This is a genomic window from Nocardia rosealba (genome assembly GCF_020216065.1).
In the GTDB taxonomy this organism is placed as follows: Bacteria; Actinomycetota; Actinomycetes; order Mycobacteriales; family Mycobacteriaceae; genus Nocardia; species Nocardia rosealba.
Genome location: NZ_JAIWNA010000001.1, coordinates 994,892 through 1,014,918, shown reverse-complemented (window position 1 = coordinate 1,014,918; position 20,027 = coordinate 994,892). Strand labels below are relative to the sequence as shown.

Annotated in this window: 22 protein-coding genes; 13 read left to right on the top strand and 9 right to left on the bottom strand. The window is 68.8% G+C overall.

The features are described from left to right. Nucleotides 1–93: 93 nt before the first annotated feature. From LDL21_RS04625 to LDL21_RS04605, 5 genes are all read left to right on the top strand, one after another. Nucleotides 94–1,830, top strand: a complete 1,737-nt coding sequence (locus LDL21_RS04625) for a DEAD/DEAH box helicase (RefSeq protein ID WP_225278914.1) — start codon at nucleotides 94–96, stop codon at nucleotides 1,828–1,830. A gap of 336 nt (nucleotides 1,831–2,166) precedes the next feature. After that, on the top strand, nucleotides 2,167–3,402 hold the full coding sequence (locus LDL21_RS04620) for an Rv3212 family protein (RefSeq protein WP_225278913.1): 1,236 nt from the start codon (nucleotides 2,167–2,169) through the stop codon (nucleotides 3,400–3,402). 26 nt (nucleotides 3,403–3,428) lie between these two features. After that, on the top strand, nucleotides 3,429–4,037 hold the full coding sequence (locus tag LDL21_RS04615; RefSeq protein WP_181699535.1) for an acid phosphatase: 609 nt from the start codon (nucleotides 3,429–3,431) through the stop codon (nucleotides 4,035–4,037). Between the two features lie 35 nt (nucleotides 4,038–4,072). Continuing rightward, the gene (locus LDL21_RS04610; protein ID WP_225279234.1) at nucleotides 4,073–4,513 is read left to right on the top strand and encodes a GNAT family N-acetyltransferase; all 441 of its coding nucleotides are present in this window, start codon (nucleotides 4,073–4,075) and stop codon (nucleotides 4,511–4,513) included. 6 nt (nucleotides 4,514–4,519) lie between these two features. Then, nucleotides 4,520–5,197, top strand: a complete 678-nt coding sequence (locus tag LDL21_RS04605) for an endonuclease V (RefSeq protein ID WP_225278912.1) — start codon at nucleotides 4,520–4,522, stop codon at nucleotides 5,195–5,197. On the opposite strand, the gene LDL21_RS04600 is transcribed toward LDL21_RS04605, so the two are convergent. Then, nucleotides 5,194–5,637: a hypothetical protein gene (locus tag LDL21_RS04600; RefSeq protein WP_225278911.1), complete on the bottom strand. Its 444-nt coding sequence runs from the start codon at nucleotides 5,635–5,637 to the stop codon at nucleotides 5,194–5,196. The two genes, LDL21_RS04605 and LDL21_RS04600, sit on opposite strands and share 4 nt — an antisense overlap. 100 nt (nucleotides 5,638–5,737) lie before the next feature. Here LDL21_RS04600 and LDL21_RS04595 point away from each other — a divergent pair, with 100 nt between their 5' ends. Together LDL21_RS04595 and LDL21_RS04590 are read left to right on the top strand one after the other, a co-directional pair. Beyond that, entirely contained in the window at nucleotides 5,738–6,682 is a 945-nt protein-coding gene (locus tag LDL21_RS04595; RefSeq protein ID WP_225278910.1) for a diacylglycerol/lipid kinase family protein, read from the top strand. A 252-nt stretch (nucleotides 6,683–6,934) separates the two neighbouring features. Continuing rightward, nucleotides 6,935–7,189, top strand: a complete 255-nt coding sequence (locus LDL21_RS04590; protein WP_022567051.1) for a WhiB family transcriptional regulator — start codon at nucleotides 6,935–6,937, stop codon at nucleotides 7,187–7,189. A 111-nt stretch (nucleotides 7,190–7,300) separates the two neighbouring features. Here LDL21_RS04590 and LDL21_RS04585 read toward each other — a convergent pair whose 3' ends face one another. After that, on the bottom strand, nucleotides 7,301–8,815 hold the full coding sequence (locus LDL21_RS04585; RefSeq protein WP_067491462.1) for a sensor histidine kinase: 1,515 nt from the start codon (nucleotides 8,813–8,815) through the stop codon (nucleotides 7,301–7,303). Nucleotides 8,816–8,846: 31 nt separating this feature from the next. Further along, nucleotides 8,847–9,062, bottom strand: coding sequence for a biotin/lipoyl-binding carrier protein (locus LDL21_RS04580; RefSeq protein WP_067491718.1), 216 nt, complete (start codon nucleotides 9,060–9,062; stop codon nucleotides 8,847–8,849). A 148-nt stretch (nucleotides 9,063–9,210) separates the two neighbouring features. Here LDL21_RS04580 and LDL21_RS30130 point away from each other — a divergent pair, with 148 nt between their 5' ends. After that, nucleotides 9,211–9,285, top strand: a complete 75-nt coding sequence (locus LDL21_RS30130; protein WP_022597109.1) for a 50S ribosomal protein bL37 — start codon at nucleotides 9,211–9,213, stop codon at nucleotides 9,283–9,285. 56 nt (nucleotides 9,286–9,341) lie between these two features. Here LDL21_RS30130 and rsrA read toward each other — a convergent pair whose 3' ends face one another. Together rsrA and LDL21_RS04570 are read right to left on the bottom strand one after the other, a co-directional pair. Continuing rightward, nucleotides 9,342–9,605, bottom strand: a complete 264-nt coding sequence (gene rsrA, locus LDL21_RS04575; RefSeq protein WP_067637392.1) for a mycothiol system anti-sigma-R factor — start codon at nucleotides 9,603–9,605, stop codon at nucleotides 9,342–9,344. Nucleotides 9,606–9,616: 11 nt separating this feature from the next. Then, nucleotides 9,617–10,252 carry a sigma-70 family RNA polymerase sigma factor gene (locus LDL21_RS04570; protein WP_067491716.1) on the bottom strand — a complete coding sequence of 212 codons (636 nt, stop codon included), beginning with the start codon at nucleotides 10,250–10,252 and terminating at the stop codon, nucleotides 9,617–9,619. 201 nt (nucleotides 10,253–10,453) lie between these two features. On the opposite strand from LDL21_RS04570, the gene ybaK reads away from it, so the two are divergent. Beyond that, complete coding sequence (gene ybaK / locus LDL21_RS04565) at nucleotides 10,454–10,945, top strand: Cys-tRNA(Pro) deacylase (protein WP_225278909.1); 492 nt, start codon at nucleotides 10,454–10,456, stop codon at nucleotides 10,943–10,945. Nucleotides 10,946–11,033: 88 nt separating this feature from the next. Further along, complete coding sequence (locus tag LDL21_RS04560) at nucleotides 11,034–11,342, top strand: hypothetical protein (RefSeq protein WP_067491456.1); 309 nt, start codon at nucleotides 11,034–11,036, stop codon at nucleotides 11,340–11,342. Between the two features lie 22 nt (nucleotides 11,343–11,364). Here LDL21_RS04560 and LDL21_RS04555 read toward each other — a convergent pair whose 3' ends face one another. After that, nucleotides 11,365–12,138 carry an SOS response-associated peptidase gene (locus LDL21_RS04555; protein ID WP_225278908.1) on the bottom strand — a complete coding sequence of 258 codons (774 nt, stop codon included), beginning with the start codon at nucleotides 12,136–12,138 and terminating at the stop codon, nucleotides 11,365–11,367. 85 nt (nucleotides 12,139–12,223) lie between these two features. Between LDL21_RS04555 and aroA the strand changes: the two genes are divergently transcribed. The 3 genes from aroA to LDL21_RS04540 all read left to right on the top strand — a co-directional run bounded on the left by aroA (nucleotide 12,224) and on the right by LDL21_RS04540 (nucleotide 14,954). Further along, nucleotides 12,224–13,534, top strand: a complete 1,311-nt coding sequence (gene aroA / locus LDL21_RS04550; RefSeq protein ID WP_181699616.1) for a 3-phosphoshikimate 1-carboxyvinyltransferase — start codon at nucleotides 12,224–12,226, stop codon at nucleotides 13,532–13,534. Further along, nucleotides 13,531–14,535, top strand: a complete 1,005-nt coding sequence (gene rsgA / locus LDL21_RS04545; RefSeq protein WP_181699614.1) for a ribosome small subunit-dependent GTPase A — start codon at nucleotides 13,531–13,533, stop codon at nucleotides 14,533–14,535. The genes aroA and rsgA overlap by 4 nt, the downstream gene beginning before the upstream one ends. A gap of 101 nt (nucleotides 14,536–14,636) precedes the next feature. Beyond that, complete coding sequence (locus LDL21_RS04540) at nucleotides 14,637–14,954, top strand: hypothetical protein (protein ID WP_225278907.1); 318 nt, start codon at nucleotides 14,637–14,639, stop codon at nucleotides 14,952–14,954. 80 nt (nucleotides 14,955–15,034) lie between these two features. Here LDL21_RS04540 and LDL21_RS04535 read toward each other — a convergent pair whose 3' ends face one another. The 3 genes from LDL21_RS04535 to LDL21_RS04525 all read right to left on the bottom strand — a co-directional run bounded on the left by LDL21_RS04535 (nucleotide 15,035) and on the right by LDL21_RS04525 (nucleotide 19,752). Next, nucleotides 15,035–16,105, bottom strand: a complete 1,071-nt coding sequence (locus tag LDL21_RS04535; RefSeq protein ID WP_225278906.1) for a hypothetical protein — start codon at nucleotides 16,103–16,105, stop codon at nucleotides 15,035–15,037. Nucleotides 16,106–16,191: 86 nt separating this feature from the next. After that, on the bottom strand, nucleotides 16,192–17,703 hold the full coding sequence (locus LDL21_RS04530; protein ID WP_225278905.1) for a serine/threonine-protein kinase: 1,512 nt from the start codon (nucleotides 17,701–17,703) through the stop codon (nucleotides 16,192–16,194). Between the two features lie 117 nt (nucleotides 17,704–17,820). Further along, nucleotides 17,821–19,752: an N-6 DNA methylase gene (locus tag LDL21_RS04525; RefSeq protein WP_225278904.1), complete on the bottom strand. Its 1,932-nt coding sequence runs from the start codon at nucleotides 19,750–19,752 to the stop codon at nucleotides 17,821–17,823. Nucleotides 19,753–20,027 lie beyond the last annotated feature (275 nt).

Here is a 20,027-nt window from a genome sequence, read left to right as displayed (position 1 = left end):
GACGCGATCGGCGCTGGCCCGGCGAGTATCACAGGCGGATATGTGGTCGTCGCGGGCCGACCGGCCCGCCCCACCTCGTGCGTGCGAGATGCAATGACGAGGAAGGCACGAACCCTGAGCAAGATCACTGTCGAACAGGAACCCGGTGTGGCCGACACCCTGCTGACGGCCGAACTGGACGACACCCACACGCCGCCGAGTTTCGCCGAATTGGGGGTGCGCTCCGAAATTGTGCGCGCACTCGGCGAGATCGGTATCGAACGCACCTTCGCGATCCAGGAACTCACCCTGCCGCTGGCACTGGCCGGCGAGGATCTCATCGGCCAGGCCCGCACCGGTATGGGTAAAACCTTCGGTTTCGGTGTGCCGTTGCTGCACCGCATCGCGACCGCCGACACCGGGACCACCCCGCTGGACGGCACGCCGCGCGCGCTGGTCATCGTGCCCACGCGCGAACTGTGCATCCAGGTGACCAAGGACCTGGAGAACGCGAGCAAGTACCTGACCAACCACCAGGGCCCGCTTAAGGTCGCCGCCATCTACGGTGGCCGCCCCTACGACTCCCAGATCGCCGACCTGAACAAGGGCGTCGACGTGGTCGTCGGCACCCCCGGTCGACTACTGGACCTGGCGAACCAGAACCATCTGATCCTCGGCAAGATCGGCGTGCTCGTCCTCGACGAGGCCGACGAGATGCTCGACCTGGGCTTCCTGCCCGATATCGAGCGCATCCTCACGATGGTGCCCGACAAGCGTCAGACGATGCTGTTCTCGGCGACCATGCCCGGGCCGATCATCACTCTCGCCCGCACCTTCCTGACCAAGCCGACGCACATCCGCGCCGAACTGGCCAACGATTCCGCGGTGCACGACCGCACCAAGCAGTTCGTCTACCGCGCGCACGCGATGGACAAGGCCGAACTGGTCGCCCGCGTGCTGCAGGCCGAGTCCCGTGGCGCGACGATGATCTTCACCCGCACCAAGCGCACCGCGCAGAAGGTGGCCGACGATCTGGCCGAGCGCGGGTTCGCTGTCGGCGCCGTGCACGGCGACCTGAACCAGGTGGCCCGGGAGAAGGCGCTCAACAAGTTCCGCAACGGCACCATCGATGTGCTGGTCGCCACCGATGTCGCCGCGCGCGGTATCGACATCGACGACGTCACCCACGTCATCAACTACCAGTGCCCCGAGGACGAGAAGACCTACGTCCACCGCATCGGGCGCACCGGTCGCGCGGGTCGCACCGGCGTGGCGATCACCCTGATCGACTGGGACGAGCTGCACCGCTGGGAGTCGATCAACAAGGCGCTCGGCCTGAACATGGCCGACCCCGCCGAGACGTACTCGCGCTCGCCGCACCTGTATTCCGACCTCGGCATCCCCGAGGGCATCACCGGTGTGGTCCGCAAGCCGAAGCCGGAGCGCGACGAGGACGCGGTCGTCGTGGAGCGCACCGAGCGCCCCAAGACCACGCGCAGCCGTCGCCGCACCCGTGGCGGCAAGGCCGAGTCCGCCGAGACGACCGCTTCGGAGACCAGCACCGAGGAATCGTCGGAGGCCGGCGACACCGCCGAAGGCGACAAGCCCGCCCGCCGCCGCCGTCGCCGCCGCAAGCCCGCCGAGGGCACCGACGCGACCACCGAGTCGGCCACTGATTCGGCGCCCACCGAGTCGACACCGACCGAATCGGCCACCACCGAGTCGGCTGCGGCCGATTCGACCCCCGCCGAGGCGACCGATTCCGACGCCGAGCCCAAGCCCGCTCGCCGCCGCCGCCGTCGCAAGCCCGCGGACACCACCGCCGATACTCAGGTAACCGTCGACGCCTGACCGCACCCAGCACCACCCGAAACGGCCCGTCATCACCAGATGGCGGGCCGTTCGCGTACTGACCCGGCATAAGTGCCCACTACCTTCAGCAGGCAAGCACATGGGTAACTCACCGGGGACGGGCTAGGGTGACCCGCTACCCCGTCTGGCCGCCGACGCAACCCTCACCGCACCTGAATCTGGCCGAAATCCCCGGAGCAGCAGTCCAGCACATGGGTAACTCACCGGGTACGGGCTACCGCGACACACCGAATTCGTCTGGCCGCCGACGCAAAGTTCACCGCACCTGAGCCTGGCCCAAATCCCCGGGGAGGCGGATGAGCTAGGGTCGCTGGCGTGGTTGTTCCGGAGCGGCGTACCCGTGCCGATGTCATCGCCGCCGTAACGATCGCCGTTGTCTGCCTGGTCGCGGCGGCCATCGTCTGGGCGCGTGCCGACGCCACCGGCACCGATTCCGTCACCGCAGACTCCCCCGCACCGACCGTGGTGGCCGCGACGCAGTTGCCGGGCACGCTGCGCGAACGGTGGCACGCGGCGGACTCGGCGAGTTCGCGGGCGCTCGTCGCCGGGAATGTGGTTGTCACCGGCGACGAAGGCACGGTGAGCGGTCGCGATCCGGTGACCGGTGAGCAGCGGTGGTGGTACCGGCGGGACATGCCGCTGTGCGGGGTGGAGGCGCAGTGGGGGTCGGTGATCGCGACCTACCGCGATCAGCGTGGTTGCAGCCAGACCACCATGCTCGACGCGGACACCGGCGCCCGCAGCATCGCTCGCAGCAGCTACATGGACGACGCGATCCGGATTTCCGGCGACGGCACCTATCTGCTCGCCCTCGGTACCGACCGGCTGGAGATGTGGCGTTCGGATCTGGTCCGCACGCTCGAGTACGGCTACGTGGACGCGCCCGTGAACCCGAATACCCAGCCGCGCAACGGATGTGAGCTCCGGTCTGCCGCGTCGAGTTCGTCGCGGCTGGCGGTGATCGAACGGTGCCCGGACGATCCGGGCGCCCGGCTGACGGTGCTCGCCCCGTCGCCGAAGGAGGCCACCGCGCCCGAGGAGCACGGCTCGCGCCTGCTCACCGCACCCGGTGCCGACTCCGCCGAGGTGCGGGTGATCGCGGTGTCGGATGCCAAGATCGCCGTCTACTATCCGCCGACTCCGGCCACCGCGACAGGTCTCGCGCAACCGGCCCGCATCGCCGTGCACGACGGCACCGGCAACGAGGTGTCCTCCGCCGCGCTGGCCGAACCGTGGACCGACCGCATCACCGTGACCCGGCTCGGCTCGGCGATCTACGTGTTCACCGGCAAGACCTTGATCGCCTTGAGTGCCGCCACATTACAGCCCACCTGGACGGTGCGCGACGCGCTCGGTACCCCGGCGTCGATGGCGGGCAGACTGCTGGTCCCCGTCACCGACGGCATGCTCGCGGTGGATTTCGCCACCGGAACGACCGTTGCCCGGATCGCGGTGCAGCGCAGCGATTACCGCGGCGACCCGATCAGCACGGCGGTGCTCGGCGACACCGTCTTCGAACGACGCGGTGGCAGGCTCTACGCACTCGGCTGAGCCCGCCGGGCTGTCATGATGGAGCCATGTCCGCATCCGACGCCCGTTTGGTCCTGCTCCGCCACGGTGAAACCACGTGGTCCGCGCAACGGAAGCACACCAGCCACACCGATCTGCCGTTGACCGAACTCGGCGAGGCGCAGGCCCGCGCGGCCGGGCTGGTCGTGAAGTCCCTCGACCTGCGTGATCCGCTCGTCTTCACCAGCCCGCGCCGGCGTGCGCGCCAGACCGCCGAACTCGCCGGGCTCGCCGATATCCACGTCGACGACGAACTGGTGGAATGGGATTACGGCGACTACGAGGGCATCACCACCGCCGAGATCCGCGAAACCGTCCCCGGCTGGACCGTGTGGACCCACCCGGTGCCCGGCGGTGAGACGGCCGAGCAGGTGAGCGCCCGCGCCGACCACGTCCTCGACCGCGCCGAGCCGGTCCTGGCCGACCGCGATGTGGTGCTGGTGGGGCACGGACACTTCTCCCGCGTGCTGATCGCCCGCTGGGGCGAGTTCGCGGTGCGCGAGGGGCGACGGTTCGCGATGTCTACCGGCGCGGTGAGCGTTCTCGGTTACGACCATGGGGCGCATACGATCTGGGCCCACAACCTGACTCACCGCACCGAAGGAGACCTCCGTTGAGCGTGCGTCGCGCCACCGCAACCGACGTGCCCGCGATGGTCGGGCTCGTGCACGATCTCGCCGAGTACGAGAAGGCTCCCCAGGCGTGCACACTCACCGAAGCGCAGCTGAGCGCGGCCCTGTTCGGGCCGTCGCCCGCCGTGTTCGCCCACGTCGCCGAGCACGACGGCGAGGTGGTCGGGTGCGCGATCTGGTTCCTGAACTACTCCACCTGGGACGGCGTGCACGGCATCTACCTCGAGGACCTCTACGTGCGTCCCGAAGCGCGCGGCACGGGGCTCGGCCGCGCCCTGGTCGCGGCTTTGGCCGCCGAGGCGGTCACGCACGGTTACAGCCGGGTGGCGTGGTCGGTGCTCACCTGGAACACGCCGTCGATCGAGTTCTACCGATCCCTCGGTGCCACAGCGCAAGACGAATGGATCGGGTATCGGCTCGCGGGAAAGGAACTGTCCGCGCTCGCCGCGTCGGTGCGGTGATATCGGATGCGCATAGCTCTACCGCACGATTGGCCTGCCACACCCGAGGACGCCGTCGCACTGCAAGATCGGCTACGCCCGCTGGTTCGCGCCGAAAACCCTGTGCCACCGCAATTCTCGACAGTGGCCGGAATCGATTCCGCCTACGCCGAGGACGGCACCGTTGCCACTGCGGCGGTAATTCTCGACGCGCAAACCCTGGAGACCGTGGAAACGGCGGTGGCATACGGTGTTTCGACATTTCCCTACGTGCCGGGCCTGCTCGCTTTCCGGGAACTTCCCGCCACCGTCGCCGCACTCGAAAAACTCACGCGCACACCGGATCTGATCGTGTGTGATGCGCAGGGCCGGGCACATCCGCGCCGATTCGGCCTCGCCTGTCATGTCGGATTGCTGACGGGAATTCCGACGATCGGTGTCGCCAAATCGGTGTGGGGCGAATACGGCGAACCCGGGCCGCGACGCGGTGACAGCAGTGCGGTGACGATCGACGGCGAGATCGTCGGCCGCGCACTGCGTACCAGGGACGGTGTGAAACCACTGTTCGTCTCGGTGGGTCATCTCGTCGACCTCGACACCGCCTGCGCTCAAGTGCTCGCGCTCACGAAGAATTACCGGCAACCGGAAACGACTCGCGCCGCCGACCACCTGTGCCGCCAGGCGCTGCGCGCGAAGACCGGCTAACGCTCTTCGGGCAGCTCGCCGTAGTCCTGCGCCATCCACCGGCTCGACGCGGGTGCGAACAGGGCGGCCAGGCCGCCGAGGGCGACGACGGCGAGCAGGGTGCCGTACAGCGGCTGATGCGAGTCGGTCAGCAACGACCAGGCGACCGGCAGCAACAGGATCTGCGCGATGACCGCGATGGCCCGGCCCCAGCGCTTGCCGCGCAGCAGCGCGATCCCGGCCGCGAGCACGCCGCCGAACAGCGCGATGAACCACATGGCCGTGCCGACACCGCTGGCCACCGACTGATCGTGGCCGGTCAGCGCCCGCACGATCAGCACGACCGCCGTGCCGACACCGGCCAGCCCCTCGAGGGTGACGATCGCACCGGCCACCCGCACCGTCGTCGGGATACCGCTCTCGGCCTGCGCGCCGTCGTCGTGCTGGTCGCCTGTGGTCATGTCGTGCTCCGTCACGGCGCCAAGCCTACGACGACGCGTCGTCGGGTGCCGTCGGCCGGGCGGGAACCGGCATCCGGGCACTCGCATTACCCTCGACCCAGTGCGGACGCTGCTCATCGTTAATCCGAATGCCACCTCGACCACGCCGGCGACCAGGGACCTGCTCGCGCATGCCCTGGAGAGCCGGACGCAGCTGACCGTTGCGCACACCCAGCATCGCGGTCACGCGGCCGAACTGGCGCAGTGGGCATCGACCCAGGAGATGGACCTGATCGTCGTGCACGGTGGCGATGGGACGGTCAACGAGACCATCAACGGCTTCCTGCCCCTGCCTCAGGTGGAAGACGATCAGGTGTGGCGGCCCCGCCTCGGGGTGATCCCCGGCGGCTCGGCCAATGTGTTCGCCCGCGCCCTCGGCATCTCCCCCGATCCGGTGACAGCTACCAACCAGCTCATCGATCTGCTCGGCCGCGACGCGGACCGCCGGATCGGGCTCGGTCTCGCCGATGACCGGTGGTTCACATTCAGCGCCGGAGTGGGCCTCGACGCGGATGTGTGCGAGGCGATCGACGCGGCCCGCGCCAAAGGTCGCAAGGCCACTCCGGCGCGCTATCTGCGGACGACGGTTCGGCAGTTCTTCCGCGCGCGCAGGCATGAACCGACCGTCACCGTTACCGTTCCGGGACACGATCCGGTGGAGTCGGTGTATTACGCCTTCGTCACGAATTCGAGCCCGTGGACCTATCTGGAGGATCGTCCGGTTCGCACGAATCCCGGTACGACCTTCGAAACGGGACTCGGGGTGTTCGCGATGGAGACGATGAGTGTGACGCGCACCCTGTTGCTCGCCCGGCAGTTGCTGAGCGAGAATGGAAACCCTAAGGCGGACGCACTGTTTCGGATCGACGATGTCGATTCGGTTCGCATCGATTCGCCCGGTGAGATCGGCCTGCAAATCGATGGCGACTTCATCGGAAAACGCAAGATGGTGCATTTCACATCGGTGCCGAGTGTGCTCGATGTGGTGGCTCCGAAGCCGGTCTGAGCAAGGAACTCTCGAAAAAATCTCCGGGTTGCGCTGCGAAAACCCGGAGACGCGAGTACAAAGGACCGGGCAGGTGCCCCATGTGGGCAGCCTAGAGCGTGATCTCCCCCACGGTGCGCCGCAGACCTATTGACATCTACGGTGATCGTGAAAGCATTCACAAGCAACCGTGCGGAAACATTCGAGTCGCACAAGTGAACGATCCACTAACCAGAGGTGCCCTTTGTGGCGCCCGCGCAAAGGAGCAGAGGAATGGACTGGCGCCACAAGGCCATCTGTCGCGACGAGGACCCCGAGCTGTTCTTCCCGGTGGGTAACAGCGGTCCTGCGCTCGCGCAGATTGCCGATGCCAAGCTGGTCTGCGCCCGCTGCCCCGTCACCGCCGATTGCCTGTCGTGGGCCCTGAAGTCGGGCCAGGACGCCGGCGTGTGGGGCGGAATGAGCGAAGACGAGCGTCGCGCGCTCAAGCGGCGCAACGCGCGCACCCGTACGCGTACCTCCGTCTAGGTAGACAAGACGGGCGTTACCGGGCCAGCAGCCCCGGTCCGGTAACGCATGTGAGAACCCGGCACCCATGGGTGCCGGGTTTATTGTTGCCCTGCAACAGTTTTCGAAGCTCTATCGTGCGGAACGGCGACCGAGCGGAACCCGAAGCACCGCGTCGGTACCGACATCGGCACCGGGGTGCAACCCGATCGAACCGCCCAGTTCCGAGGTCACCAGAGTCCGCACGATCTGCAGACCGAGGCGGTCGGAACTCTCCAGGCTGAAGCCGGTGGGCAGGCCACGACCGTCGTCGCTGATGATCACGTCGAGCCAGCGCGCCGAACGCTCCGAACGAATCGTCACGGTACCGTTCTGCCCCGCGTCGAAGGCGTGCTCGATGGCGTTCTGCACCAGTTCGGTCAGCACCATCACCAGCGGGGTCGCCCGCTCGGCCGAGAACACCCCGAGCGAACCCGCGCGGCGCACCTTGATGCGCGCGGTGTGCACGGTGGCCACGTCGGCCATGATCGGCAGCAGCCGGTCGACGACCTCGTCGAGGTCGACTTCCTCGTCCACCGACATCGACAGCATCTCGTGCACCGACGCGATCGAGGTGACCCGGCGCACCGATTCCGTCAGTGCCACTTGGGCTTCCGGATTCTCGGTGCGACGCGCCTGCAGCCGCAGCAGCGCCGCGACGGTCTGCAGATTGTTCTTCACCCGGTGGTGGATCTCACGGATGGTCGCGTCCTTGCTGAGCAGGGCGCGGTCGCGGCGCTTCACCTCGGTGACGTCGCGCACCAGCACCGCGGGCCCGGCCAGCTGCCCGCCCGGCCGCATCACCAGGGTGCGCAGCAACACCGTCGCACCCCGTGCCTCCACCTCCATCCGGCGACCCGTACGACCCGCGAGCGCGGCCTGGATATCGGCCACCACCTCTTGCGCGTCGAAGGGGTCGGTGATGAGTGAGCGGGTCGTCACCGCGAGATCCTGGCCGACCAGGTCGGCCTGCAATCCCATCCGGTGGTAGGCCGACAGCGCGTTCGGGCTGGCGTAGACCACCTGCCCCTGGGTATCGAGCCGGATGAAGCCGTCACCCGCGCGCGGGCTGGAATGGGTGGCCGCCCGGTCCTCCGGGGTGGGGAAGCTGCCGTCGGCGATCATCTGGCACAGGTCGTCGGCGGCCGACACATAGGCCGTCTCCAGGGTGGAACGCACCCGGGAGCGCTGCAGGTCGCCGTCGCGGCTCAGCACGGCGATCACGTCCTCCCCGCAGCGCACCGGAATGGCCTCGCGCACCGCGTGCACCGGGCTCGCGTCCGCGGCGCCGCTCACCCGCACCTCGGTGTCGGTGCGCACGGCGGCCCCGGCGAGCAGCGCGTCGAACACCTGCGGGAAGTCGGTCCGCGACGCGGTGGTGCCCACCTTGTCGTCGAGGTGCACCGTCGGCGCAGTGGTGGGCCGGATCTGGGCCACGCACACCACGTCGGCGCCGTCGGCCACCGGGCCTGCGCCCACCCACAGCAGCAGATCCGAGAACGACAGATCGGCGAGCAACTGCCAATCGCCGACCACTCGTTGCAGATGGTCCACGGCGGTGCCGGGAAGGTCGGTGTGTTCGGCCAGGAGCTCGCTCAGTGTTGCCACGCTGGATCTACCGCTTCGTTTCTCGTGTGACTTACGCGATGGTGGCGATCAGGTCGCCCGCCTGTAGAACCTGGCCAGGGGTGACGTCGACCGAGGTGACCTCGCCGTCCACCTCGGTGAGCACCGGGATCTCCATCTTCATGGACTCGAGCAGCACAAGGGTCTGATCGACGTGCACGTGATCACCCACCGCCACCTCGACAGCGAGCACGGTGGAGACCATCTCCGCGCGCACTTCTTCCACCATGACACCCCGTTCGTAGTCGTGTCGGCCACCGCGCTCGCGGCCGTGGCCGTATCCGCCGAAGCTACAGCCAACCACACGTGAAACAATGGCTCTCGATCAGATTGTGCTCCGCGCTGCGGCGGGGAGGACCCAGAGAAGGGAGCTACCTATGGGTAAGCGCGGACGTAAGAAGCGCAGCCGTAAGGGCAACGCAGCCAACCACGGCAAGCGGCCCAACGCCTGAGCCAGGCTCGGGACACGAAAAAGGGGCACCCGTCGGGTGCCCCTTTTTTGCTGCCGTCAGCCTTCGGTCGACTCGACCCTGGTGACGGTGATGCAGCGGTGGATCTCCACCTTCAGCCGTTCACGCAGACCCTCGGGTGCGTGCTCACCACCGCACTTGCGGTTGAGCAGACCCTTGATCTTCTCCTCGATGCCGTAGGCCTCGATGCAGGGGCTGCAGTGGTCCATGTGTTCCTGCAACCGCGCGCGGGTGGCCTCGTCGCATTCACCGTCGAGCATGAGCCACACATCCGCGAGTACGGCGGTGCAGTCCATCTCCATATCGGGGTCGCTCACTTCGAAACCTCCTGGCGTTCCCCACGGTCGAATCCACGGTCGCGCGCCACCCCGGCGAGCAGACCTTTGAGTTGCTTGCGGCCGCGGTGCAGCCGCGACATCACGGTACCGATCGGGGTGCCCATGATGTCGGCGATTTCCTTGTACGGGAAGCCTTCGACGTCGGCGTAGTACACCGCCATCCGGAACTCCTCCGGCAACTCCTGCAGCGCGGCCTTGATCTCGTCGTCGGGCAGGGCGTCGAGGGCCTCGACCTCGGCCGAACGCAGACCGGTCGAGCTGTGCTCGGCGGTGGCGGCCAGCTGCCAGTCGGTGATCTCGTCGGTCGGGTACTGCGCGGGCTGGCGCTGCTTCTTGCGGTAGGAGTTGATGTAAGTGTTCGTCAGGATCCGGTACAGCCAGGCACGCAGATTGGTGCCCTCCTTGAAGGACTTGAATCCCTGGAACGCCTTGACGTACGTCTCCTGCACCAGGTCTTCGGCGTCGGCCGGATTCCTGGTCATCCGCAGGGCGGCGCCGTAGAGCTGGTCGAGCATCGGCAGCGCGTCGCGCTCGAACCGGGCCGCCAGCTCGGCTTCGTCGACTTGCGCGCCGGACGCCTCGGTAGGCACCACGTCATCGTCGCTCGTCACACCAATCCCTTCGATCGCCGTAGCCACCGAATCTACCGGCAGCACGGTGTCGATGGGCAATCGCACGTCCCCCGACGCGAGGGGACGCTCCTCGAGCAGCAGTGTCACTATCTCTCCTCACGTTGTCTCGGGGGGTGTCACTGCTGTGCAACAGGCACTCCCCCGGCTGTGTTCCCGATCGGCCGGTTTTAGGGTGTGCTCATGGCTGCCGCGTCGACGCCCGCGATCAAGGTTCTTACCGCTGCGAAAATCGCGCACGAGGTCCACTCCTACGCCCACGACCCGCGTGCGGACTCCTACGGCGCGGAAGCTGTCGACGCGCTCGGCGACGCGCTGGGTGTGGTGGCGGCACAGGTGTTCAAGACCTTGGTGATCGAGCTCTCCACCGGCGCGCTTGCCGTCGCGGTCCTTCCGGTACCCGCCAAGCTGTCGCTCAAGGCCGCCGCGGCCGCGCTCGGTGCGCCGAAGGCCGGCATGGCCGACAAGACCAAGGCCGAACGAACCACCGGATATGTGCTCGGCGGGGTCTCCCCGCTCGGGCAGCGCAAAAAGCTGGCAACCGTCGTCGACGCCTCGGCGCTGGAGTGGGATCGGGTGCTGTGCAGCGCGGGTAAACGGGGCCTGGAGATCGAGCTCGCGCCCGCCGATCTGGTGCGGGCGGCGGGCGCGGTGACGGCTCCGATCACCGCGTAGCAATCCGATCACAGTCCTGTTCCGAATCCACTACCGACGCATTCCGCGCCCGGTACGACCGATTCGACCCGAGGATGTGATGCGAAAAATGTCCACTCGCTCGACGATCGCCACCCTGTCCCTCGCCCTGATACTCGGCTTCGGCGCCGCGGAGGCCGCCGTTCCCGCCGCGGCGATCCCACCGGTGGCGCCGTCCGCACCGACCGAACCCGGCGACTACCCGCTCAACGGCCAGGGCACCAGCCCGAAGAACGCGCCGGGAGCCGAGAACAACGAGCAGGCCGAGAAGACCGAGAACCTCGGCGGCGGACTTGCCACCGAGATCATCGACCTGGTCACCGGCGCCATCAAGTGCGGTCTGAACATCGCCACCGATTCGGTGCCCTGCCCACTCTGAGTTTTCTGGCGGCCGGGCACGATCACAGCAGTGTGGTCTGCCCGGCCTCTTCGTCGGGAACCAGCAGTTCGGGGCCGTTGTTGCGCACGTTGTTCACCAGGGTGGATACGGGTCGCGCGACGATATTCGCCACCTCGTCCACGGCAGGCCCGCCGAGCAACTCGGCGGGTGCCGGATGATCCGGGTCCAGCCAGGCGTCCCAGTGCTCACGCGGCATCGGTAAGGGCATGCGGTCGTGGATGCGGGCCAGCTCGCCCACGGCGTCGGTGGTGAGGATGGTGCACGACATCAGCGGTTGCGCGTCGGGCTTGCTCCGGTCGCGCCACACCGACCACAGTCCGGCCATGTAGATCTGCGAACCGTCGGCACGGGACATGAAGAACGGCTTCTTGACCGCCTTGCCCTTGCCGGTCGGAGCGGGTTCGACGAGCCACTCGTACCAGCCGTCCATGGGGACGAGGCACCGCTTGGACTTGGCCGAATCACGGAACGACGGTGCCGTGACGATCTTGTCGGCCCTGGCGTTGAACAGCGGTTTGCCCTTGGCCGGAACACCCGGCTCGGCCGCCTTGGTCCAGTGCGGGATCAGCCCCCAGCGCATCCGGCGGATACGCAGGCGCGGATCGTCGTCGGGATGGTCGTGCTCGTGGCGTTCGACCACGGTGAGCACCTGGCTGGTGGGCGCCACGTTGTAGCTCACCGTCTCGTCGGGGTTGTCGAGATCGGTTTCGTCGACCGCGTCGAGCTCGGCCGCCAGGCGACCGGGGTTGGTCGTAGTCGCATATCGTCCGCACATGAGAACCATGGTGGCACCGGAGTCCGACAAATTCGGCCGACGCGGCGACGCGAATTCCTACGCCACCCGTGTGTCCGGACCGCACATGAGAGAGGATGGGCGGGTGAGTTTCTGGCCAGCGCCCCACATCGAGGTCCCCGTCCACGCGACCGTGACCCTGCCCGGTTCGAAATCCATCACCAATCGCGCGCTCATCCTCGCCGCACTGGCCGATGGGCCGTCCACCCTCACCGGTGCCCTGCGCAGCCGCGACACCGACCTGATGATCGCCGCCCTGCGCGCCCTCGGCACCGAGATCGTCGGCGACGCCGAAACCCTCGAGGTCACCCCCGCACCGCTGCACAGTGCCGCCGTGGACTGCGGCCTCGCGGGAACCATCATGCGGTTCCTGCCGCCCGCCGCCGCCCTGGCCACCGGCGATGTCGCCTTCTTCGGCGACGAGCAGGCCAGGCACCGGCCGCTGTCGACCATCCTCGACGCGCTGCGCAGCCTCGGCCTCGACATCGAGGGTGACGCGCTGCCGTTCGTGGTGCACGGCACCGGGACGCTGCGCGGCGGTGAGGTCACCATCGACGCCTCCGGGTCCTCGCAGTTCGTGTCGGGCCTGTTGCTCTCGGCCGCCCGTTTCGAGCAGGGCATCACCGTCAACCACAGCGGTGGTGTGCTGCCGTCGATGCCGCACATCGAGATGACGGTGGAGATGCTGCGCCGCGCCGATGTCGCCGTCACCACCCCGAGCGACGTGCGCGGCGCGCAGACCTGGACGGTGGCGCCCGGCCCGATCCGCGCCGTCGACTGGGAGATCGAACCCGACCTGTCCAACGCGACGCCGTTCCTCGCGGCGGCCGCGGTCACCGGCGGCGAGGTGAGCGTGCCGATGTGGCCGCGCGGCACCACCCAGCCCGGTGACGTGATCCGCGAGATCCTGGTCCGCATGGGCGCCGAGGCTCGCGTCTTCGACGGGATCCTCACCGTGCGCGGGCCGGAGCGGTTGGCCGGCATCGATATCGACCTGCACGACGTCGGCGAGCTCACTCCCACCGTCGCCGCGCTCGCCGCGCTGGCCGACTCGCCGTCGGTGCTGCGCGGCATCGCCCACCTGCGCGGGCACGAAACCGACCGTCTGGCAGCGCTTTCCGCCGAGATCAACCGGCTCGGCGGCAATGTCACCGAGACCGCCGACGGGCTGGAGATCGTGCCCGCCCCGCTGCACGGCGGGCAGTGGCATTCCTACGCCGATCACCGGATGGCCACCGCCGGTGCGATTCTCGGCCTGCGGGTGCCCGGTATCGAGATCGAGGACATCGGCACCACCGCCAAGACCCTGCCGACTTTCGTCGCGCTGTGGGAGCAGATGCTCGCGCCGGCGTTATCGGGTGAAGGAGTGGCGCGCTGAGTCGCCGAGGACGCACCGCGGCCAGCTACGACGAATCCGATGTGCGGATTCGTCCCGGCAAGGCCTCCTCCCGCCCGCGTACCAAGACCCGGCCGCAGCACAACGACGCCGAGGACGCCATGGTCGTCGCGGTCGACCGGGGCCGGTGGGGGTGTGTCCTCGACGGTGACCCCGACCGGCGCATCGTCGCCATGCGGGCCCGTGAGCTCGGCCGCACCCCGATCGTCGTCGGCGACCGGGTGGGCGTCGTCGGTGATCTCACCGGCAAGCCCGACAGTCTTGCCCGGATCGTCCGGGTCGCCGATCGGCGAACGGTGTTGCGGCGCACCGCCGACGACACCGATCCGTTCGAGCGGATCGTCGTCGCCAATGCCGAGCAGTTGTTCATCGTCGTCGCCCTGGCCGATCCGCCGCCGCGCACGGGATTCGTGGAACGGACCATGGTCGCCGCGTATGCCGGTGGGCTGGAACCGATCCTGGTGCTCACCAAGCGTGACCTGGTGGCCGAGTCCGAATTCGCTTCGGCCTTCGAGGGTTTGGACCTGAAGATCCTGTACGCGGGGATCGACGACCCCATCGAACCGGTGGTCGAGATCTTGCGCGACCGGCTCACCGCCCTCATCGGGCATTCCGGGGTCGGCAAGTCGACGATGGTGAATCGCCTTGTGCCCGACGCCTATCGGGCGGTCGGCGAGGTGTCCGGCGTGGGCAAGGGCAAGCACACCTCCACCCAGTCGGTGGCGCTGCCGCTGCCCGGTGGGGGCTGGGTGATCGACACACCGGGCGTGCGTTCGTTCGGTCTGGCCCACATCACGCCCGACGACGTGATCGCCTCGTTCACCGATCTCGCCGATGCCATCGAGGACTGCCCGCGCGGCTGCACCCACCTCGGGCCGCCCGCCGACCCCGAATGCGCCCTCGATCAGCTGCCCGGTGTCGAGCGACGGGTCGCCGCGATCCGCCAGTTGCTCACCGCGCTGATCTCCAATGAGGCGTGGTAGCACTCGATCAGCGCGCGAATGGGTCTCGGTCGGATTGCGAATTCGACTCGCGTTCGCTCGCGTTCACGACTGCGACACTCCGCGCCGGTACGGTCATGCCCATGAAGCCACCGGCGATCGGATACCTGCGCCGCGACATCTCGGGTGTCGCCCAGTCCTGGGACGAAACGCAGATCCGATCCCTAGCCGAACGCCTCGGCTACCGCTTCACCAAAACGGTGGCCTTCAGCGACCGCACCACCGATCCGCTCGGCCGCCTGCTCGACGTGGTCGCCGCGACCTCCGCCGCGGCCGTCGTCATGCCGAGCCTGGCCCACCTCGGTGACGACTTCCCCCACACCCTCCTCGCCGCCTGCGACATCGTCACCGTCGCCCCCGAGGTGACCCACACCCGCACCGCCCCCGCCTTACCCGCCTAGGGGACGAGCCGTCATCGGCGCTGCCGTCCGGCATCGTCACATCGACGTGCCCGCCACGCGGGACTGGGAGCGTTCGAGGGTCAGATGAGCGGACGGTAGCGGCCGTCGGGGTCGGTGGTGAGTCTGCCGCGACGGGTCGCGAGGGTGAGGGCGGCTTCGATGCGGTCTTCTGCGATGCCGGTGCGTTCGTGGGCGAACTGGGTGAGGGTGGACCAGACCAGGTCGTCGAAGGTGGGGCGGTTGTGCTGGGCGACATGGGTTATCGCGTTCGCGATCTCCTCGCCGCAGATCGTCTCGATGGGGCGGGTGGTGCCGGGTGGGGTGAAGCGGAAGCCACGCCAGGTGCCGGGGTCCACGTTCGACGGCCAGACGAAGACACCGAGCGGGGTCGCGCGCACCAGTTCCTCGGGGACCTGGCCGAGCACGCAGATCTGTTGTTTCTCAGAGGGTTTCGGCACGCCGAAGCGTTGGGCGACCAGTGTCACCAGGCGGCCGCGTTCGATCGGGCCCTCGATGGCGATGAGCTCGCGGACCGCGTCACGCACCCGGACCGGGATGGTCGCGGCGCTGTCGCGGTCGAGGTCGACAGGCGAACCGAGCACGCTGATCGGTGCGCTCGCGTAGGGAATTCCGGTGGGCAGCCAGTGGTGGATGCTGCGGGTGCTCGTCACCCACTCGGGTGTCTGGGCGACGGTCGCCGCGATCGGCGCCGAAGGCGGAGTGTAGGCCGCGTACGGGAGGGGTTTGGGCGGCGTGACCGGAAGTTCGGGCCCAACGGGTGGCTGTCCGTCGGGTGCGTGGCCTGCCGGTGCCGACCCGAAATAGCCTGGGCCCGAGGCGACCGGGCCGACGTGCGGGTGGCCGGGGCCTACCTGCGAGGAACCCGAGCCGCCCACATGCGGGATGCCCGCGGGCGGGGTGTGCCAGGTTTGCCGAGGGTAGCCGCGCCTTTTATGACGGTCGCCGATGACGAGCTGCCAGATCGACACTCCCGCGAGCGCGCACCCCGAACCGAAGAACACCACGGCCAGGGTGATCTCGAACGGACTGCCGTTGCCGATTCCGGTGAAGTACCCGACGCTGCCGAGCAGCACCCCGAATGCCCCGGCCAGCAGCCCGACGACCCACCCGATTCTGCCGACCCACTGCACGGCCCGATCTCCACTTCCGACGGCCGACACCGTCCCCTGTCAGCGATGCGAGCAGCTTACTCCGCCGGGAAGGCCCCGGACGCACCTCAGCAGCGGAGTTCGGCCGCCAGCGCTTCGATCTTGCGGCGCATCGCGTCGTCGGGTGGCCGCAGCACCGCGAGGTCGTCGCGTAACCGGGCGACGAACCTCGCGGCCCGCGCGTGGTCGCCCGCAGCGGGCAGGTGCTCGGCGAGCGCGAGCCGGACCAGCAGCGCGTCGTCACCGAATTCGTTGTCTGCCGAACGTATTTCACCGAGCATCCGGTACAGCTCGTCGACCGCGGCCGCGGCGGTGAGCTCGCCGAGCGCGGCGCGGCAACCGATCGCTGCTACCCGCGCCCGCCTGCCCCTGGTGCCGGTGGGCTCCTCGATCGCTTCGACCCGCTGCCACTGCACCAACGCCCGGCGTTGTTCACCGGAGTGCTCGAGCGCGGTGGCGATATCGCGGTGCAGGTCACCCAGCTGCGGGCTGTCGGCCCCGAAGCGTTGTTCGGCCTGGTCGACGACACCGAGCAGCACGTCGACCGCCTGCGCGGCCCGACCGAGCGCGAACAGCTCGCGATACCGCGCGGCGGCCTCGGAAAGCCCGGCGGCGGGCAGCTCATGGGAAGGCTTGGGCGGCAGCGGTTCCACCACGATTTCGGCGGGCGGATTGGGTCGGCGGAAGAGCCGCGTCGGGTCGGGGTGGGTCCGCGAGGCAGGGTCCTCCGGCGCGCCCGGCGCGGGCAGGAACGGCAGCAGCCGCTCGTAGACGAGTTGCGCGCTCGACGGCCGGCGCGCCGGATCCTTGGCCAGCAGCTCGAGGACGAGCTGTTCGATCGGGGCGGGGACGTCCCGGCGCAGTGTGCGCAGCGGTGTCGGCGGGTCGGACAGATGCCGGTTGTGGGTGTCGAACTCCGAGCGAGCTTCGAAAACTCTTCGTCCGCTGAACATCTCGTGCATCACGCAGCCCAGCGCGTACAGGTCGGCGCGTGGTCCCGCCTCCTGCCCGTTCACCAGCTCGGGCGGCATGTAGGCGGCGGTGCCGAGAACCGATCCGGTCCTGGTGATCCGGCCCGTGCTCCCGTCGAGCAGCGCCGCGATCCCGAAGTCGATCACCTTCACCGTGCCGTCGTGTGCGACAACGATATTGGCCGGTTTCAGGTCCCGGTGCACCACCGGCAGCACATGGGCATACGACAGCACCGTCGCGATCTGCGCGGCGACCGCGACGGCCCAGCCGACCGGCAGCTCACCGATCTCGGCCAGATAGTCCCGCAGCGTCACGCCGTCGATGTGTTCCATCACCAGGTACACGCTGTCGGCCCGCGCGTCGAGCACGGCGTCGAACACCTGGGGCACGCCGTGATGCCTGATCCGGGCGGTCACCCTGGCCTCACGGCGGAACCGGGCGACGAACTCGTCGACCAGGTCGGCACGGGACGCGAACTGGCGCACGGCGATCCGCTTCACGGCGACGGGCCGGTCGAGCACCGTGTCGTAGCCGGCCAGCACCTCCCCCATCCCACCGGCACCGAGCACTCCGGTGATCTCGTACCGCCCGTCGACGATCTCGCCCACCACTACCCCCCTCTCGATACCGGCACCGGACGCCAGCACGATACTGCCCGGCACCGACCGGCACCGCCTCGACTACGCCGTCGGGGGTTGGCAGCGATGTCGTCGGCGGCTCCCCGACTACTTCGCCGGTGGCTCCAGTGCGCCCGCGGTGAGGCCCGTGGCGATGAGGTCGGCGGCGGCGCGGGCGGCGTCGGCGGTGGTGCGGGCGCTCACCCGGAGTTGGTGCAGCCGGCGGAATGCCGCGCCGTAGCGTTGCTGTTCGGCGATCGGCAGCAGCGGGATGCGCAGGCGCGCGGGATCGAGGCGGATGGTGGTGGTGCCGAACATGGCGGCCGCGTTGTCGGGGCTGCCGATGAAGCCCGCGAAGAACCAGGGATCCACGCGGGCGGGATCGGTGCGGAAGACGAGCACGCCCGGCCCGGGAACCGCACCGATATCGGCACCCTCGGCGACCCGGGCGCCCTGGGCGGCACCGTGGTCGTCGCGCAGCCGCGACACCAGGACATCGCCTTCTTCGATCGGCTCCCCCGCCGGCGACCCGGGCGTCGTGATGCCCGACGGGTTGCGGCTGCCGAGCAGGTCGTGGCCCGTGAGGACCGGGCGCGCGTCGTCGGCGGGGGCCGGGTCGGTGGTCGCGGTGACGATCCGCACCGCCTTACCGGCGATCAGGTTGCCGACCGCCACGTAACGCCAGTCCGTGCCGGGGGCCGAATTCCATTCGCGCACAGCCTCGGCCACCGCCCGCAGCTCGCCGAGGTGGTCACCGAGCACACCGATCGCGGTGTGCGCGGCGGCCGAGGCGTTGCCCGGGTCGACCGCCGCCCGCACCTGACGGGCGGGCGTCAGATCCACATCGTCGTCGAGGACATCCATCACTCGAACCACGGCGGTGACATCGGGGACCGTCGCGGCCTGCGCGTCACCGGCGTCGAACGCACGCCAGGACTCGAGCACCGTGGTCGCCAGGTGCTGCCAGTCCGGCTGGTCCCCGCGATTCGGCAGGCGGGTGGTGTCGGCGAACAGCAACGTGTCACCGGGACTACCGACACCGGGCCGTCGCAGCACCCACAGTTGCAGCCCGACCTGACGCGGCGTCGACGCGCCCGGCGGCAGCGCGATCACCGCGCGCAGCGCACCGGCCCGCAACAGTTCCATGCGGATCCGCCGGCCCGAGGAGCGTGCCGCGACGGCGGGCGGCAGGAGAATTACCGCGGTCGCGCCCGGACGCAGGTGGGCGAGGGCGTGCTGCGCCCAGGCGAGTTCGGACTCGCCGCGCGGGGGCACCGAATACACCCAGCGTGGATCGAGCGCGAGCTCGTCGGCACCCCAATCACGTTGCGAATAGGGTGGATTCGAGATGACCGCATCGAATTCGGTCTCGGGGAAGGCGTCGGCGAGCAGGGCGTCACCGGCGCGGATGTCGGACTTCGCCCGCGGGACGAGGATGCCGAGCGCGGCCGCGGTGCGGCCGGCTTGCACCGGGAGGATGTCCTGCCCGTTCAGCTGGGTCGCACCGATGCGCGCGGCTTCGAGCAGCAGGGTGCCGCCACCGCAGGAGGGATCGAGCACCGAGCTCGGAGTGGGCGAGGACGCGGCGGTGAGCAGGTCGGCCATGAGTGCCGCCACGGGCTGGTCGGTCGGGTAGACGCCGGTACTCGGCCCGTCGAGGCCACGTTCGGACAGCACCGCGAGCGTCTGGGTGACGCCGACTTCGTCGATCGCCTCGCGGATGGCCTTGCGCACGGGATCGGCGGCTTTCGCACGCTTGTCGGCGACGAATGCCATGAGCCCGACGACCTCGTCGGGGGCGACCTCCGAGCGCAGGAGGGTGCGCAGCCGCTGCACCGGGGAATCGGCGGCGGTGACGCCATGGCCGCGCAGCCACTGCTGCACCTCGGCGAGGTCGAACAGCGGCCGTTTCTCCGAGCCGCCCGGCACGGGCGCGGGGAAGTCGGCGTGGCGGCGCCGCCAATTGCTGACGGTCGCGCGAGTGACGCCTGCCAACCGCGAGATCTCGGCGGCGGCCACGGTGGGCGTCGAGTCCGGCATGGGTCTCCTCTCAGCCCCCGGCCCTACGGCCAGGTAGTCAAGGTCAAACCTTACATGGACTGGTTACTTTTCCGTTCTGTCGTACACAGTTGAGATTCGTAAAGCTTGAAAACATTGTTCTTCTGTTGCCAATGACGCATGTTCGGTGTAGCGTCCCTGTCAACGGAGCGGCAACCGGCCAGAAACCGCTCCTATCGCGCAAATCCATTGCACGACAACACATTCACGCTGCGGCATCCAGCCGGGCAACCCCATCCCCACGACGCCGGACAATC

Bases quoted from the DNA above. Each gene is read 5' to 3' on its own strand.
- LDL21_RS04625 (WP_225278914.1), top strand. From the start codon at position 94: ATGACGAGGAAGGCACGAACCCTGAGCAAGATCACTGTCGAACAGGAA.
- LDL21_RS04615 (WP_181699535.1), top strand. From the start codon at position 3,429: ATGTCCGCATCCGACGCCCGTTTGGTCCTGCTCCGCCACGGTGAAACC.
- LDL21_RS04610 (WP_225279234.1), top strand. From the start codon at position 4,073: ATGGTCGGGCTCGTGCACGATCTCGCCGAGTACGAGAAGGCTCCCCAG.
- LDL21_RS04605 (WP_225278912.1), top strand. From the start codon at position 4,520: ATGCGCATAGCTCTACCGCACGATTGGCCTGCCACACCCGAGGACGCC.
- LDL21_RS04600 (WP_225278911.1), bottom strand. From the start codon at position 5,637: ATGACCACAGGCGACCAGCACGACGACGGCGCGCAGGCCGAGAGCGGT.
- LDL21_RS04590 (WP_022567051.1), top strand. From the start codon at position 6,935: ATGGACTGGCGCCACAAGGCCATCTGTCGCGACGAGGACCCCGAGCTG.
- LDL21_RS04580 (WP_067491718.1), bottom strand. From the start codon at position 9,062: ATGGTGGAAGAAGTGCGCGCGGAGATGGTCTCCACCGTGCTCGCTGTC.
- rsrA (WP_067637392.1), bottom strand. From the start codon at position 9,605: ATGGAGATGGACTGCACCGCCGTACTCGCGGATGTGTGGCTCATGCTC.
- ybaK (WP_225278909.1), top strand. From the start codon at position 10,454: ATGGCTGCCGCGTCGACGCCCGCGATCAAGGTTCTTACCGCTGCGAAA.
- LDL21_RS04560 (WP_067491456.1), top strand. From the start codon at position 11,034: ATGTCCACTCGCTCGACGATCGCCACCCTGTCCCTCGCCCTGATACTC.
- LDL21_RS04555 (WP_225278908.1), bottom strand. From the start codon at position 12,138: ATGTGCGGACGATATGCGACTACGACCAACCCCGGTCGCCTGGCGGCC.
- aroA (WP_181699616.1), top strand. From the start codon at position 12,224: ATGAGAGAGGATGGGCGGGTGAGTTTCTGGCCAGCGCCCCACATCGAG.
- LDL21_RS04540 (WP_225278907.1), top strand. From the start codon at position 14,637: ATGAAGCCACCGGCGATCGGATACCTGCGCCGCGACATCTCGGGTGTC.
- LDL21_RS04525 (WP_225278904.1), bottom strand. From the start codon at position 19,752: ATGCCGGACTCGACGCCCACCGTGGCCGCCGCCGAGATCTCGCGGTTG.